12 protein-coding genes are annotated in these 13,179 nt (G+C 71.5%); 7 read left to right on the top strand and 5 right to left on the bottom strand.

Translation table 11 applies throughout. The features are described from left to right. Nucleotides 1-49: 49 nt before the first annotated feature. Nucleotides 50-376 carry a hypothetical protein gene (locus UA74_RS32495; RefSeq protein WP_157442335.1) on the bottom strand — a complete coding sequence of 109 codons (327 nt, stop codon included), beginning with the start codon at nucleotides 374-376 and terminating at the stop codon, nucleotides 50-52. Here UA74_RS32495 and UA74_RS27465 point away from each other — a divergent pair. From UA74_RS27465 to UA74_RS27455, 3 genes are all read left to right on the top strand, one after another. Next, nucleotides 375-1,391: a transcriptional regulator gene (locus tag UA74_RS27465; protein ID WP_075765724.1), complete on the top strand. Its 1,017-nt coding sequence runs from the start codon at nucleotides 375-377 to the stop codon at nucleotides 1,389-1,391. The genes UA74_RS32495 and UA74_RS27465 overlap by 2 nt on opposite strands. Nucleotides 1,392-1,644: 253 nt before the next feature. Beyond that, nucleotides 1,645-2,268, top strand: coding sequence for a uracil phosphoribosyltransferase (gene upp / locus UA74_RS27460; RefSeq protein ID WP_075742788.1), 624 nt, complete (start codon nucleotides 1,645-1,647; stop codon nucleotides 2,266-2,268). A gap of 602 nt (nucleotides 2,269-2,870) precedes the next feature. Then, nucleotides 2,871-4,472 (top strand): glycosyl hydrolase family 18 protein, encoded by a 1,602-nt coding sequence (locus tag UA74_RS27455; protein WP_075742787.1) that lies wholly within the window; start codon nucleotides 2,871-2,873, stop codon nucleotides 4,470-4,472. Between the two features lie 293 nt (nucleotides 4,473-4,765). Here the strand turns inward: UA74_RS27455 and UA74_RS27450 are convergent, their stop codons facing one another. Next, nucleotides 4,766-5,371 carry a TetR/AcrR family transcriptional regulator gene (locus UA74_RS27450; RefSeq protein WP_075744305.1) on the bottom strand — a complete coding sequence of 202 codons (606 nt, stop codon included), beginning with the start codon at nucleotides 5,369-5,371 and terminating at the stop codon, nucleotides 4,766-4,768. 182 nt (nucleotides 5,372-5,553) lie between these two features. On the opposite strand from UA74_RS27450, the gene UA74_RS27445 reads away from it, so the two are divergent. The 4 genes from UA74_RS27445 (at nucleotide 5,554) to UA74_RS27430 (ending at nucleotide 7,711) form a co-directional block, all read left to right on the top strand. Beyond that, a complete protein-coding gene (locus UA74_RS27445) occupies nucleotides 5,554-5,760 on the top strand; it encodes a ribbon-helix-helix protein, CopG family (RefSeq protein WP_075744304.1) in 207 nt (68 codons plus the stop codon). A 10-nt stretch (nucleotides 5,761-5,770) separates the two neighbouring features. Then, nucleotides 5,771-6,166 (top strand): type II toxin-antitoxin system death-on-curing family toxin, encoded by a 396-nt coding sequence (locus UA74_RS27440; RefSeq protein ID WP_075742786.1) that lies wholly within the window; start codon nucleotides 5,771-5,773, stop codon nucleotides 6,164-6,166. A gap of 163 nt (nucleotides 6,167-6,329) precedes the next feature. Then, nucleotides 6,330-6,728, top strand: a complete 399-nt coding sequence (locus UA74_RS27435; protein WP_075742785.1) for a MerR family transcriptional regulator — start codon at nucleotides 6,330-6,332, stop codon at nucleotides 6,726-6,728. After that, on the top strand, nucleotides 6,725-7,711 hold the full coding sequence (locus tag UA74_RS27430; protein WP_075742784.1) for an aldo/keto reductase: 987 nt from the start codon (nucleotides 6,725-6,727) through the stop codon (nucleotides 7,709-7,711). The genes UA74_RS27435 and UA74_RS27430 overlap by 4 nt, the downstream gene beginning before the upstream one ends. 203 nt (nucleotides 7,712-7,914) lie before the next feature. On the opposite strand, the gene UA74_RS27425 is transcribed toward UA74_RS27430, so the two are convergent. The 3 genes from UA74_RS27425 to UA74_RS27415 form a co-directional block, all read right to left on the bottom strand. After that, nucleotides 7,915-9,765: a phospho-sugar mutase gene (locus UA74_RS27425; protein ID WP_404800005.1), complete on the bottom strand. Its 1,851-nt coding sequence runs from the start codon at nucleotides 9,763-9,765 to the stop codon at nucleotides 7,915-7,917. Between the two features lie 41 nt (nucleotides 9,766-9,806). Continuing rightward, complete coding sequence (locus tag UA74_RS27420; RefSeq protein ID WP_075744303.1) at nucleotides 9,807-10,583, bottom strand: purine-nucleoside phosphorylase; 777 nt, start codon at nucleotides 10,581-10,583, stop codon at nucleotides 9,807-9,809. Between the two features lie 600 nt (nucleotides 10,584-11,183). Further along, nucleotides 11,184-13,082 (bottom strand): serine/threonine-protein kinase, encoded by a 1,899-nt coding sequence (locus UA74_RS27415; protein WP_257787490.1) that lies wholly within the window; start codon nucleotides 13,080-13,082, stop codon nucleotides 11,184-11,186. Nucleotides 13,083-13,179: the final 97 nt, after the last annotated feature.

Here is a 13,179-nt window from a genome sequence, read left to right as displayed (position 1 = left end):
CCCGTACCGCCCGAGTGTGAGGCCGTGATCGCGCTCGCCACACAGGTGCTCAACGACCACACCAACCCAGACAGTCCACCGAACTCGGGATGTCCGGGTCGCCGGGGGTGGCGGTGGTTGGCGTGTAACTGCCCTGCCGGATCTCCTCGCTGTGCGGAATGCCCGTCCCGAGGTGGATCACGGCGGGGGGAGCGCATGTCGGTGGGGCCACGCCCTGGTGGTGGGTGTAGGGACGTTCGGGGACGGTCCGGGCGGCGTCGGCGTCGGTGGTGACGGGCTGCCTTACCTGGAGCGGATTCTGGGTGTCGAGTTCGTTGACGATCCGCCTGCTGACGCCGTGACTGCGACACTGGCTCTCGCCGAGGATCGACATCATGGACCGACGCGGGTTCCTGACTGCCACCAGCGCGGCAAGCCTGAGCATGCTGGGCCTGACCGATCCCGACGCGGTGTCCCGTCAGCTGAGCCGTGCTACCGGATCGGTGCGGGTCGGTGCGGGCGAGGTGACCGCGATCCGCACCATGACCACCACCCTGGGAGACGCCGCCGCAGAGCTGGGCGGGGGACACGCCCGTCACTTGGCCGTGCGCTACCTCGTCGAGGACGTCGGCCCATGGCTGGCAGGCCGCTACACCGACCGCGTCGGACGGGAACTGCGCGCCGCCACGTCCGAGCTGACACACCTGGCCGGTTGGATGGCCCGGGACGCCGGTGCCGACGACCTCGCCGCGCGGTACTACGACCACAGCTACCGCCTGGCCACCGAAGTCGGGGCCGGGGCCGAGGAACTCGCGGCCACCGCACTACGCGGTCTGGCCGAACGCGCTACCGACGCAGGCGACATCCCGACCGCACTGGCCGTCGCGGAGGCCTGCGCGCAACGCGGCCGTGACCTCGCCAACCCGAAGGCCAGGGCGTACTACGTCACCACCCATGCCCGCGCCGCTGCGGCAGCCGGGGACCGCATCACCGCATCTCGGCTGTTGAGTGCGGCGCAGGCGGCGATCGAGACCGCCCCGACCACACCAGGTCGGTCCTGGGCCTCGCACTACAGCCATGGCCGCTGGGCACACGACGCCGGGATGATCCTTGCGAGGCTGGGGGACCACCGCGCCGCAGCGGAGCACCTCCACCTCGCCCTGGACATCCACGGCCTGGACCGCCGCCGCAGCCGCGCCCTCGTCCTGGCAGACCTCGGTGGAATCCAGCTCGCCCAGGGCGCCGTCGATGCGGCCCTGGCCACCTGGACGGAGTTCCTCGACGTCGCAGACGGCGTCCGATCGGTACGCATCACCGACAGCATCGGCGCCATCGGCACCCGCCTGCCTGCTACCGCTGGCGCCGAGGAACTGCGCGAGCGGATCGCCGGAGAGTCGGGGCTGCCCGGCTGAACTCAGGAACAGCCGGGTCGGCTGTGGCAGTCAGCTTCGTATGGGCACCGAGTTCGCGTGGCGGCGCGCCGAGCGCGGCCACGGTGCGAGACCTGGGCGGGCGGCGCCGCGTGTGGGGGGAGACACGCGAGCCTGCGTACCGTCGCCTCGGGCGACCGGCGCCGTGACAGACCCGGCGGGACACACCGGACGTGACGCTCGCCGCCCTCGCGCTCGCCCGATCGGGTGGCGCGGGCGGTTACCGTATCCGGTCATGGACCTGCTCGTCGTGGATCACCCGCTGGCCAAGGCCAGGCTCAGCACCATGCGGGATGCCCGCACCGACAGCCCCACCTTTCGGGCGGCACTGCATGAGCTGACCCTCATGCTGGTGTACGAGGCCACCAGGAACGCCCCGGTGGTCACCGAGCGGATGCACACCCCGGTCGCCCGCACCGACGGGTACCGGCTGAAGAATCCGCCGCTGTTGGTGCCGGTGCTTCGGGCGGGTCTCGGCATGGCCGACCAGGCGCATCAGCTCATCCCGGACGCGCAGATGGGCTTCGTGGGCCTGGCCAGGGACGAGGAGACCCTCCAGCCGACCCCGTACCTGGAGTCGCTGCCCGCCGACCTCTCGGGCCGCCCGGTGTTCGTGCTCGACCCGATGCTGGCCACCGGCGGATCGATGGAGTACACGATCCGCCTGCTCACCGATCGCGGCGCCACCGATGTCACGGCGCTGTGCGCGCTGGCCGCGCCGGAGGGGATCGAGCGGCTGCGTGCCATGGCGGCACCGCCTCGGATCGTGACCGCCAGCATCGACGAGCGTCTGAACGAGTCGGGCTTCATCGTCCCGGGCCTGGGCGACGCGGGGGATCGGCAGTACGGCGCCGTCTGACGTCCGTTGTTCCGCCCCGGCGGCCGGGGGTGTGCCTCGGTCGCCGAGGGCGAGGATCGTCTCCCTGCCGCACGCCGGCGCCGGGTTAGAAGACGAGCCCGGTTCTCCACGAGCCGAATCCGACTCCTGCCGTTCTCACCAGGGTCCGGCCCGCCCCGGCCGTCCAGAGCCGGGGCCTCCGGGCCGGACCACGGCCCGATGACGACGTCGCGCGCCGCGTCTCCGCCGCCCGCCGCCTCGCCCAGCCCGGTCGCCTGCCGCCCCGGTCCGGTGCACGTCCGCCCGAACCGGAGAAGCCGCCGTCCACCGCGACGTCCGCCCGTTGTCCGGCCGATCTCGCTGGGCCGATCGAGTGAGGCGACTGGTCTAGACCTTGACATGGAGTGGTCTGGACCACATCGTCAGATCATCGATCGAGAGCCAGTGCACTTCCCGGAGCCTCCTTGGTCGAGCGGTGTCCCCACGCTCGGCGCGCCACACCGCCTTCCCGGCACCTGATTCTCAAGCGTTCCCCGACCGAGCCCTGCGTCCGTTCGGCCAGGCGAGCTGCCCGGCCTCGGCGCCGCACCGGTCGGTCCGGTCCCGAATCGCTAGGAGTGTCCATGTCCAGACCGAGACGTCGATGGCAGTTACCCGTCCTGGCCGCCGCCGCCCTGCTGACCGCGGGCGTCACCACCCTTCCCGTGACGGCGCAGGAGCGCAGTCCTGAATCGATGACGCAGGCGTCCCAGACCTCGGATGCCGCGCTCGACCAGGACGGCTACCGCAAGATCGGTTACTTCACACAGTGGGGTGTCTACGACCGGAACTACCTGGTCAAGAACATCGACACCTCGGGGTCGGCCGCATCGCTGACCCATATCAACTACGCGTTCGGCAACATCACCGAACAGGGCGAGTGCTTCCAGGCCAACCAGCTCGGGCAGGGCGATGCCTGGGCGGACTACCAGCGTCGCTACACCGCCGAGCAGAGCGTGAGCGGCGTGGCAGACGTCTACAACCAGCCGTTGGCAGGCAACCTCAACCAGCTCCGCCAGCTCAAGGAGAAGTACCCGCACCTGCGGGTGCAGATCTCCTTCGGCGGCTGGACCTGGTCCCAGCACTTCTCCAACGCGGCGGCCACCGCCGAGTCCCGTCGCGCCCACGTCGAGTCCTGCATCGACATGTGGATCCGCGGCGACCTGCCGGTCATGGGCGGCGACCCGCAGGGCGGCCCCGGCGCCGCGCTCGGCGTCTTCGACGGCGTGGACCTCGACTGGGAGTGGCCCGGCTCCGAGGGCGCGCCGGGCAACGTGATCCGGCCGGAGGACCGGGAGAACTTCACGCTGCTGCTCCAGGAGTGGCGCACCCAGCTCGACGCGATCGGCGCCGAGCACGGCAAGGAGTATGAGCTCAGCGCGTTCCTGCCCGCCGACCCGGAGAAGGTCGACCTCGGCTTCGACGTGCCCGCGGTCTTCGAACAGCTCACCTTCGGGACGCTGCAGGGTTACGACTATCACGGCGGCTGGGACCCGACCACCAACCACCAGTCCGCGCTGCGGCTCGGTGAGAACGAGCCGGGGCCGCTGTTCGTCTCCGGCGAGGTGGTCGTGGACAAGTGGCTCGACGAGGGTGCGCCCGCCGACAAGCTCGTCCTCGGCGTCCCGTTCTACAGCCGAGGCTGGACCGGCGTGACCGGCGGCGGCGACGGTCTGCACCAGCCTGCCGCAGGTCCGGCACCCGGCCGGTACGAGGCGGGAATCAACGACTACAAGCTGATCAAGCCGTTGGTGGGCTCCTCCACGCTGCACCGAGATGAGGCCACCGGTCAGGCCTGGCTGTTCGACGGCAGCACGTTCTGGACCTACGACGACCCGACCGAGATGGTGCGCAAGGCCGACTACGTCCGGGAGCGCGGCCTGTCCGGCGCGATGATCTGGTCGCTGGACGGCGACACCCCGGACGGCGAGCTGATGGCCGCCCTCGACGGCGAACTGCCCAGCGACCCGAACCCGCCCGGCGAGCCCGGTGAACCCGGGGAGCCGGGAGAGCCCGGCGAGCCGGGCGACTGCACGGCGGCGGCGTGGAGCGCATCCGGCGTCTACACCGCCGGTGCGGTGGTCTCCCACGGCGGCCACGAATGGCGGGCGAAGTGGTGGACGCAGGGCGAGACGCCGGGCACCACTGGTGAATGGGGCGTCTGGGAGGACCTGGGAGCCTGCTAGACCCGGAACCCGACCCCCGACGGGCCGCCTCGTCTGGTAGGTCTCGGGCGTGAAGGGCATCGGTCAGCCACCCGGTGCCCTTCACGTGACCCTGCGGCCTTCCGCCCGAGCCGAGCGGCCGTGCCGAGCGGCCGTGCCGAGCGGCCGAGCCGAGCGACCACGCCGCGTGGATCGGCCATCGCCGCGAACGGGCGAGGTGCCGGGCGGCGTGAGTCGGCAGGGGCGTCGGGACGGGACCGGCGAAACCGTCGTCGGGCGGCACCGGACCTGCCATGCGACCGGCGGTCGAACCGTCAGGCCGCAGGCCTCCTGCGCCAGCCCCGGATGTTCGCCGTGAGCGCCTCCCGACAGATTCCCGCCGAGACCTCCACCGCCGCGAAGCCGCCGTCCAGCTCCAACGAGACGAGACCGTGGACCATCGCCCAGCAGGCGTAGGCGATGTCGTGTGCGGGGCGGTCGACGAGCAGGCCTTCCTCGATGCCGCGCTCCACGGTCGCCACGAGGGGGCGCATCGCCTCCGTCGCGGCCTGGGTCGCGGCCTCGTCGGCCTCCAGTGCCGTCGAACCCGAACGCTGGAACATCACCGCGTACAGATGCGGATCGGCCAGCGCGCTGCCCCGATAGGCCATGCCGAGTTCCAGCAGGTCCTCGGTCGGATCATCGGTGCGTGCGACGGCGTCGAGCCGCCTGCGCAGTCGCTGGAACGCCTCGATGTACACCGCCCGCAGCACGGCGGCCTTGCTACCGAACAGCGAGTACACGGCCGTGGTCGACGTGCCTGCGTCGGCCGCGAGTCGGCGCAGACTCAGACCCTCCGTGCCGTGGGTGGAGATCAGCTCGCCTGCCCGATCGAGCAGCCGTAGCCGCAGCTGGTCATCGTGAATCCGGGGCCGAGCCATCCTGCGAGGATAGCCGGCACGGCCCGGACCGAGGTCGGGCTCGGCGCCTCGTCGCAGGTTCTCGCGGGCCGTCCGGCCGCCATGGGGCCGCCGGACCACCGTGGTCCGAACGCCGATGCCGCCCGGTGGCGCGCAGAAATCGTCCTGGAGCGCGGTGATACCACTCCGGTACCATGGCGGGCATGGCGATGACACTGCGACTCACCGACGAGGAGAACCGCAGGCTTGCGGAACTCGCCGCGTCCGAGGGTCGGTCCAAGCAGGAGATCGTCCGGCTCGCGCTGGCCGATCGGTGGTCCAGGCAGCAGCGCGACGGCGAGCTGGGCGAGGTCCTCGGCCGGGTGCTGCCGCGCTATCAGGGTCTGTTGGACGGGCTGGGCCCTGCCTGAGTCACCCGACATGACGACCGAGTACCTCGATGCCAGTGATCTCTTCGTTCTCGCCACCGCGGTCACCGGCGGTGATGTGGTGGTGCGTGACCTCGGCCTGCTCGATGCGGCCGCCCACCGGCCTCGTGCGGTCGTGCTGGGGATCGAGGCCTACGAGACCCTGTGGCTGAAGGCCGCGGCGCTGCTGGACTCGCTGGTCCGCAGCAGGCCGCTCGCCGAGGGCAACTGGCGTCTCGGCTGGGTCGCGGCGGTCACGTTATGTGACATCAACGGCTGGTGGATCGATGCGGAGGACGAGGTCGCGATCGATCTTGTCCGGCAGGTCTCCGCAGGCACGCTGGAGCCACGCGAGCTGGCGGGCCGCCTCGAAGGCTGGGCAGTCCCCAAGGCCGCCGAGCCCGACTGACCAGCAGATCTTCCGCCGGGTGCCGGCCTCGTCGCCGCACCTCCGTGCCATCCGGGCGACCGGGCACCGCCGTCGGAGGCCCTCGATCCGGAACAATCTCGTCGCCGACGGTCACACCCGAAGCCTTGTGCTGGAGTGCACTCCAGCTCCTACTGTCCTCAACGTGAGTTACTCGATCGCACAGGCGGCAGCACACAGCGGGCTGTCGATCGACACCCTGCGTTATTACGAACGCATCGGGCTGGTCGATCCCCCGGCGCGAGACAGCGCCGGGCGGCGGGCGTACTCCGACGAGGACTTCCGATGGCTGTCCTTCCTGACTCGGCTGAGAACCACGGGGATGCCCATCCGGTTGATGCGGGAGTACGCGCGGCTTCGGCTCCTCGGCGGCGGAACCGCATCGCGCCGCAGGCAGATCCTGGCCGACCATCGCAAGGAGGTCGGCGACCGGATCGCCGAGTTGCAGACCTGCGCCGACATCCTGGATTTCAAGATCTCCCATTACGAACAGATCGAGCGCGGCGGGCAACCGACGTCTGACGCTCAGGAGGCGACCGCATGACCTTTCCGGAACGCAGGCTGGGCGCACTGACCACCTCGGCACAGGGCCTCGGCTGCATGGGGATGAGCGAGTTCTACGGGCCGGGTGACGACACCGAGTCCATCGCCACGATCCACCGCGCCCTCGAACTCGGCGTGACCCTGCTGGACACCGCCGACATGTACGGGCCGTCCACCAACGAGCAGCTGGTCGGCCGGGCACTGGCAGGCAGGCGTGACCAGGCTGTGCTGGCCACCAAGTTCGGCTTCATCCGAGGCAGTGACCCCAAGGCCAGGGGCGTCGACGGCAGCCCCGCTTACGTCCGCAAGGCCGTGGAGGGCTCGCTGGGTCGACTCGGCGTGGACCACATCGACCTCTACTACCAGCACCGCGTCGACCCGAACGTGCCGATCGAGGACACCGTCGGCGCGATGGCCGAGCTGGTCGCCGAGGGGAAGGTCCGCCACCTGGGTCTGTCGGAGGCAGGCGCCGCGACCATCCGCCGTGCCCACGCCGTGCATCCGATCGCGGCGGTGCAGTCGGAGTGGTCGCTGTGGTCCAGGGACATCGAGGCCGAGGTCGTGCCGACCTGTCGTGAGCTGGGCATCGGTCTGGTGCCGTACTCGCCGCTGGGCCGGGGTTTCCTGACCGGCAGGTTCACCGCGACCGAGGACTTCGGGGCCGAGGACTTCCGGGTCGACCAGCCTCGCATGTCGCCGGAGAACCTCGCCCACAATCTCGCGCTCGTGGCGGCGCTGCGGGCCTTGGCGGTCGAACGGGGCGTCACTGCGGGTCAGCTCGCGTTGGCGTGGGTGCAGCACCAGGGCACGGACGTCGTCCCGATCCCCGGCACCAAGCGGCGTCGCTATCTGGAGGAGAACGCGGCCGCCGTGGACATCACGCTCAATGCCGAGGAGCTGGCGCGCATCGAGCAGGCCGTGCCCGCCGACCAGGTGGCGGGCACTCGGTACCCCGAGGCGGGCATGCGGATGCTCAACGGCTAACGCTCGAACGCCGGGGACGGCGTGTTCCGGCCGGGCGGTGGAACTCGGCGCCGCAACCGGGCGGGACAGCCGCCCGGCGGGACGAGAGTGCCGTCCGACGAGGGCGACCGGACGCCGTGACGACGCGCGGATCCACGTGCGTCGTCACGGCCTCGAGTTCCTGGTGACCGGCCACGAGCTCGTGGTGACCGTCGATCGGCACCTCAGCCGAGCAGGGCGGCGACCTCGACGCGGAGCGCGGCGATCCGGCCCTGAGCGCGTGCCCTGGCCGCCTCGAGTTCCGCGGTCCCCGCGCCTGCCTCGCGCGCCGGGTCGGCCGCAGGCGTTCCGGCGCCGCTCTCGGTGGACCCGCCGTCGGCCGCCGGGCCGTTCGAGACGGGCTCGACCACCTCCAGGTAGGCCTTCACCTTCGGCTCGGTGCCGGAGGGCCGCACCACCACTCGCAGCCCCGCCCCACGCAGCACGATGACGTCCGAACGCGGCAGCAGGTCTTCGGCCTCGACGTCGACGCCCGCCAAGGAGGTCGGGGTCGCGGTGCGCAGCTGTCGCATCACTCGGGTTCCGGCGGCGACCTCGGGCAGCCGGACCGAGAGCTGCTCGGTGAGATGCACGCCGTGGCGGATCGCCAGCTCGTCGAGCACGTCCCACAGGTTCCGGCCCGTCGCCCGCAGCCAGGCCGCCAGGTCCGCGCCCAGCACGGCCGCTGAGATGCCGTCCTTGTCTCGCACCGAGTCCGGCGCCACGCAGTGGCCCAGCGCCTCCTCGTAGGCGTAGACGAGGCCGGTGCCCGCGCCGTCTCCCGACCGCACCAGCCACTTGAACCCGGTCAGCGTCTCGTCGTAGCGCACCCCGTGCGCGGCGGCCATCGCCTTGAGCTGCGAAGAGGACACGATGGTCGTCGCCACCAACGGGTCCGGATGCGCCGTGCGGTCCAAGGTGGACAGCAGGTGATGTGCCAGCAGCACCCCGGTCTCGTCGCCGCGCAGCATCTGCCACACCCCGTCGCGTCCGCGTGCCCCGAGCGCACACCGGTCCGCGTCCGGGTCCAACGCCACCGCCAGGTCGGCCGAGCACTCCTCGGCCAGGGCCAGCAGCGCGTCCACGGTCCCCGGCTCCTCCGGGTTCGGGAAGCTCACGGTGGGGAAGTCGGGATCGGGCACCGCCTGTTCGGCGACCACGCGGACGTCGGTGAATCCCGCCGACCGCAGCGCCGCCACCAGCGACTCGCCGCCGACGCCGTGTAGGGGGGTGGCCGCGATCCGCAGGCCCTCGCGGTCGACGGCGCCCGGCCCGCCGGGCGCCTGTGTCGTTGTGCCCGGTTCGTTGGTTGTTGGTGTCGTTGTGCCCGGTTCGTTGGTTGTTGGTGTTGTTGTGCCCGGTTCGTTGGTTGTTCGCGTCGTCGTGCCCGGCGAGAGCGCACGTGGCGGAGCGGGCCTGGTCACGGCCGAGGCGGCGGCCAGGTAGTCCTGCACGATCGAGTCGTCGACGACCCCGCTGGGCCGTCCGCGCGGGACGGAGATCGCGGCGGGGGCCGCCTCGATCGCCGCCTCGATCTGCCGGTCGGCGGGCGGCACGATCTGCGTGCCGTCGCCGAGATACACCTTGTAGCCGTTGTCCTGCGGCGGATTGTGCGACGCGGTGATCTGCACGCCTGCGACGGCCCGCAACGCGCGCACCGCGTACGCGAGCACGGGCGTCGGCAACGGCCGGGGCAGCACCCTGGCGTCGAAGCCTGCCGAGGCGAGGACCCCGGCGGCGTCCTCGGCGAACTCGGCCGAGCCGTGCCGGGCGTCGCGGCCGACCACGACGATCCCGCCGCCGTGGCCCTGCCGGGTCAGCCACTCCGCCAGCCCTGCGGTGGCCCGCACGACGACGGAGCGGTTCATCCCGTTCGGCCCGGCCCGCAGCGGCCCGCGCAGCCCGGCCGTGCCGAAGGTCAGCGTCGCCGACATCCGGTCGGTCAGCTCCCGGTGCGCTGCCTCGTCACCGCCCATCGAGCTTGCGAGAAGTCGCTGGAGTTCGGTGCGTGCCTCGGGATCGACGTCGTCGGCCATCCAGCGGAAGGCCGCGTCGCGCAGCTTCGGCGACAGCGGGCTCACAGCCGGATCACCAGCTCGCGCAGCAGGCCGCCCAGTTCGGACGCGGCCTGTCGGCCTGCCTCGACGACCTCTTCGTGGTTGAGGGCCTCGCCAGAGAGGCCTGCGGCGAGGTTGGTGACCAGGGAGAGCCCGAAGACCTCCGCGCCTGCCGCCCTGGCCGCGATCGCCTCCAGCACCGTGGACATGCCGACCAGGTCGGCGCCCAGCGTGCGCAGCATCCTGATCTCGGCGGGCGTCTCGTACTGCGGCCCCGGCATTCCGGCGTAGACGCCCTCGGTGAGGGCGGGATCGATCGTGGCGGCCAGCGCCCGAAGCCTCGGCGAGTAGAGGTCGGTGCAGTCGACGAATCGCGGCCCGGTCAACGGCGAGGCGGCCGTCATGTTCAGGTGGTCGCCGATCAGCACCGGCTGGCCGACGTGCATGCCCGCACGCAGTCCGCCTGCGGCGTTGGTCAACAACACCGTCTGACAGCCTGCGGCGGTCGCGGTGCGCACACCGTGCACGACCGGGGCGACGCCCATGCCCTCGTACAGGTGGATGCGGCCGAGGAGCACCAGGACGTGCCTGCCCTCGACCTCGACGGAGCGCACGGTGCCGCCGTGACCGGCGACGCTGGGCGCGATGAAGCCCGGCAGCTCGTTCATCGAGATCTCGGCGCTCGGCTCGCCGAGCACGTCGGCGGCGGGCCGCCACCCGGAGCCCAGCACGATGGCGATCTCGTGGTGGAGCTGTCCGGTCAACTCGGCCAGCATCGCCGCCGCCGCGCTGGCCACGGCGGACGGGTCGACGTTCCTGGTCGCGGTCGGCGGCGCAGGCGAGACCTCGGGCACTGCCGAGCCTGCGGCGGGGACGGTCGTCACGGGAGGTACAGCGTCATTGCCGGTCACGTCCTGGAGCTTAGAGCCTGTCTTCGGTCCCTCTCCCGTCGTGAGCGGGGATCGGCGTGGATGAGCTGCCAGGCGGAGGAGGGAGCCATGGCGGAGTCATGGTGACCGACGACAACGCCGCAGGTCGCCGCGCCGGCCCCGCGCAACAGGAAAGAGGGGTCGAAGAGAGGCTCTCGGCCTGTCTTCGATCCCTCTGGAGTCGTGAGCAGGGATCGGCGTGGATGAGCTGCCAGGCGGAGGAGGGAGCGATGGCGGAGTCATGGTGACTGACGACAACGCCGCAGGTCGCCGCGCCGGCCCCGCGCAACAGGAAAGTGGGGATTGAAGACAGGCTCTCAGAGGCTGTCGGTCGCCCGTCTCGTCGATGTGCGCTGGATCAGCCTGGTAGCGCCGCGCGGTGGGCGGGGCGGATGTCGCCGGACACGGTCTGGCGCGGCTCCGTCCGACGACGGCGGCGTGGCGAGTGACACGGCTCGGCCTCCGCCCTCAGCGGAGGATGAAGCCGTCCGAGACGTGCTCGAAGATGCGGCTGCCCGCCCCCTCCGTGTCCGTGGGCACCGTCACCGACAGCACCCACAGATCCTCGTTCCTCGGCCGCAGACTGGCGAAGGTGCTGCGCCGCAGTTCGCCTTGGTGGGCATTGCTCGTCAGCCCTCGGTCCACCATCCGATAACTGATCGCCCGATCCGGCTCGTCGCCGTCCTGGTGAGTCCCCAGGGTCGTGTCGCTCTGCATCAGCACCTCGCCGGTACTGCTGGTCGACGTGTTCCCGAGGTATGCGAGGTAGCCCGCGACGTCGGCGTCGGGGTAGAGCCCGACGAAGCGCTGAACGGAGATCATCCGGCTGCCGTCCGGAGAGAGATAGCGGTGCAGGACGCTCGCGCCGAGCTCGCCGTCTCGGTGCTCGTAGAAGGTGAGCCAGTCCGCGGGCACGTCCACCGTGTACCGCCCGGCCGTCGAACCGGCCGAGTCATCGCCGCCCGTTGCGGTGTCGGTGCGTCGCTCGTATCGGGGCTCGGGCGTGCCGGGGCCTCGGGTGCCGTCCGCGTCCCGACCGCTCGACGGCAGCGCGGTCTCGCCTGCCAGCGTCCTGGTGATGGCGAAGCCGCCCGCTGCGGCGGACAGGAACAGCACGGTCGCCAGCAGCAGCGTCGTGAGCCTGCGGCCGCGTCGGGGCCGGTGGGCCGAGGTCCGATCCTGCGGCGGTGCGCGGAACGCGGCGGACCGGGTGCGTGGCGGCGCCTGCTGGGGCGCGGTGAAGGGCAGCGGTCCTGGATCACTGGCCAGCGGCGTGTGCGGAACCGCCGTGGGGGCGGGTCGCCGGATGATCACCGTGTCGGAGTCGGCGGCGTCGTCCTCGACCCGGGGCACCTCCTCGGTGTGACCCGGCTCCTCGGGGCGCGTCGGCGGCTGGTCGTGCTGCACCGGCCGGGCGCAGGCCTGCTCCTCGTCGGACTCCCCGTCCTCGGCGTACTCCTCCTCGGCGTACTCGTCCTCCGCGTGCTCGTCCTCGGCGTCGAGCAGCGCCGAGACGCCCGCCGTCGAGTCCGGCAGTAACGGCTGGAGTCGGCGGCGCACCTCGGCCAACGGCAGGCGCAGTGCGGCATCCTTGACCATCAGTCCGCTGATCAACGGGGCCAGCGGGCCGCCGCAGGTCGGCTGCGGGACGGCGCCGTGCACCACCTCGAACACGGTCGCCACCGGGTCCGCTCCCGAGGAGTACGGCGGCTGTCCCTCGACGGCGGCGAAGAGCGTCGCCCCCAGCGCCCACAGGTCGGCGGCGGGCGTGACCGCGCCACCGGAGGCGACCTCCGGGGCGATGTAGCTCGGGGTGCCCAGCATGAGCCCCGTCGCGGTCAGCGTGGTCTCCGCGACGTTGCGGGCGATGCCGAAGTCGGTGAGCTTGATCTGTCCGTCGCGCCCGACCAGCACGTTGCCCGGCTTCACGTCGCGATGGGTGATTCCGGCCCGGTGCGCGGCCTCCAGCGCGGCGGCGAGCGAGTCGGCGACCAGCGCGGCCTCCTGCCTGGCGAGCGAGCCGTGTCGGAGCAGGACTTCAGCGAGGCTGTTGGAGGGCACCAGCTCCATGACGACGAACGGCTCGCCGTCGTGACGGGCGACGTCGAAGAGCGTGACGACGTTCGGGTGGGAGAGGACGGCGTTGGCCCGTGCCTCCCGCATGGTGCGTTCGCGCAGCTCGTCGGCCTCCGCCGACGGGATGCCCACCGGCAGCAGGACCTCCTTGACCGCCACCTGACGATGCAGGAACTCGTCATAGGCGGCCCAGACCGTGCCCATCGCGCCTCTGCCCAGGAGCTGATGCAGGCGATACCGCCCGGCGATCAGGCGGTCACCATCCGGCGACGGAGTGCTTCTGGTGGGCACGGATTAGTTCTCCCCTCAATTCGGGACCTCTACGTTGTACGTCACGGGACCCTTGACCGTGGATCTATCGACCGTGGGCGCCACGGAGGGTTCACCG

Source organism: Actinoalloteichus fjordicus, assembly GCF_001941625.1.
GTDB lineage: Bacteria > Actinomycetota > Actinomycetes > Mycobacteriales > Pseudonocardiaceae > Actinoalloteichus_A > Actinoalloteichus_A fjordicus.
The sequence above is the reverse complement of the archived record's forward strand: the minus strand, read 5'-3'. Positions and strand labels throughout refer to the sequence as shown.

Bases quoted from the DNA above. Each gene is read 5' to 3' on its own strand.
- UA74_RS27430 (WP_075742784.1), top strand. From the start codon at position 6,725: ATGACCTTTCCGGAACGCAGGCTGGGCGCACTGACCACCTCGGCACAG.
- UA74_RS32495 (WP_157442335.1), bottom strand. From the start codon at position 376: ATGATGTCGATCCTCGGCGAGAGCCAGTGTCGCAGTCACGGCGTCAGC.
- UA74_RS27450 (WP_075744305.1), bottom strand. From the start codon at position 5,371: ATGGCTCGGCCCCGGATTCACGATGACCAGCTGCGGCTACGGCTGCTC.
- UA74_RS27465 (WP_075765724.1), top strand. From the start codon at position 375: ATGGACCGACGCGGGTTCCTGACTGCCACCAGCGCGGCAAGCCTGAGC.
- UA74_RS27440 (WP_075742786.1), top strand. From the start codon at position 5,771: ATGACGACCGAGTACCTCGATGCCAGTGATCTCTTCGTTCTCGCCACC.
- UA74_RS27445 (WP_075744304.1), top strand. From the start codon at position 5,554: ATGGCGATGACACTGCGACTCACCGACGAGGAGAACCGCAGGCTTGCG.
- upp (WP_075742788.1), top strand. From the start codon at position 1,645: ATGGACCTGCTCGTCGTGGATCACCCGCTGGCCAAGGCCAGGCTCAGC.
- UA74_RS27425 (WP_404800005.1), bottom strand. From the start codon at position 9,765: ATGGCCGACGACGTCGATCCCGAGGCACGCACCGAACTCCAGCGACTT.
- UA74_RS27455 (WP_075742787.1), top strand. From the start codon at position 2,871: ATGTCCAGACCGAGACGTCGATGGCAGTTACCCGTCCTGGCCGCCGCC.